A 1417-nucleotide genomic window follows, 5' to 3' on the forward strand; every position below is an offset into this window, starting at 1 on the left:
GCGAAGGGGATCATGTTCCACACCGATGCCGTGCAGGCAGTAGGAAAGATACCGATCAACCTGAAGAACAGCAAAATCGACATGCTCTCCCTTTCCGGTCACAAGCTGCACGCGCCCAAGGGTATCGGCGTTCTCTATCTGCGCCGCGGCTGCCGCTTTCGCCCGCCGCCTGCCCAACACCAGCAACATCGCCTTCGAATACATCGAGGGCGAGGCCATACTCTTGTTGATGAACAAGCTGGGGATTGCCGGCAGTTCGGGCTCCGCCTGTACCTCCGGCTCACTCGAACCCTCGCATGTGATGCGGGCCATGGGGATACCCTACACGGCTGCTCACGGCACGATCCGCTTCTCGCTGTCGCGTTTCAACACGGAAGCCGAAATTGACCGCGTGATCGCCGGCGTACCGCCTATCATCGCTCAGTTGCGCAAGCTCTCACCTTACTGGAGCGACAGTGGTGACAGCGCGGGCAAGAGCGGCCCCGCCGTCAAACCTGAAGGCGCATTTGCTCCGACGTATGCCTGAATAGTCTTTAGAGCAGTCCATAGACTTGCTTTGCCCGCGTTGTTCTCGTTGTCCGTTGTCTTATCGGCGATCAGGACTTGGCCCGCCGCAATTGGCGACGCTTGATCCAGTCTCGTTGCTTCTTGTGCCGGCGTTTCTCGAACAGATGGTCGATTATTCGTTGCCTTACTTCGACAAAGGGCATGATGCCGCCCGGCAGAATCTCGTCGCAATGCAGGATGTGCAGACCGATGGGCGACTCAAGAACCCTGCTGATTTCACCTTCGGCAAGTGAAAAGGCGGCAGGCTCCAGTTCAGGGTAGAGTTGCCCGCGTTTGACCACGCCGAGTTTGCCGCCATCGGTCGCCGTCGGGCAATGCGAATGGCGTAGCGCCATCTCGCCGAATCTTTCAGCACCCTTTGCGTTATATCGACACGCTTCGAGTTGCGCGAAGGCCCTGGCTTTCTTTTTGGCATTGCTGAAGGTCAGCAGAATATGTCGCAGTCGTCGCGACTCGGGGCGGTCAAAGGCTTCCGGGTGCAGGCGGTAGAAGATTTCGGCGTCGACGGCGCTGACCGTCGCTGCCGAGCTGGCCACCTTTTCGAGCACCGCGTCGACACGCAGATCACGTTCGACAGCCTTTTCCAGCTCGACTTCCCCGATGCCGACGCGCTCCAGATCCTGAGTGAATTCGTCCTCGCTCGCGTACCGCTTGTGGATTTCCTCCAGCCGCGTGGACAATGTGCGGCGCACGACAACGACATTGGCGGCTTCGGCGCTGGCCAGAATGCACTGTTCGATCGCCTGTTGCTTTTCCGCGACGACAAGTAGGCGGCGACGCTCATCTTCGGTAAGCGTTTCAGGTGTCTTCTCGAACAGTTGCCAGGAGAGCTTCAGCTCAAGATAGCCGT

General features: G+C 58.9%; 2 protein-coding genes and 1 pseudogene. 2 read left to right on the top strand and 1 reads right to left on the bottom strand.

All coding sequences use genetic code 11. From position 1 onward, the window contains the following. Positions 1-12 precede the first annotated feature (12 nt). Positions 13-93: pseudogene (locus PROAA_RS19135) on the top strand (hypothetical protein); the annotation flags it as partial. Positions 94-202: 109 nt separating this feature from the next. After that, positions 203-526: an aminotransferase class V-fold PLP-dependent enzyme gene (locus PROAA_RS19140; protein ID WP_245664256.1), complete on the top strand. Its 324-nt coding sequence runs from the start codon at positions 203-205 to the stop codon at positions 524-526. Between the two features lie 70 nt (positions 527-596). Here PROAA_RS19140 and nifM read toward each other — a convergent pair. Then, positions 597-1417, bottom strand: an 821-nt coding sequence (gene nifM / locus PROAA_RS11740) for a nitrogen fixation protein NifM (protein ID WP_186411521.1), incomplete at its 5' end; no start/stop codon positions are given.

The organism is Candidatus Propionivibrio aalborgensis, from assembly GCF_900089945.1.
GTDB classification, from domain to species: domain Bacteria; phylum Pseudomonadota; class Gammaproteobacteria; order Burkholderiales; family Rhodocyclaceae; genus Propionivibrio; species Propionivibrio aalborgensis.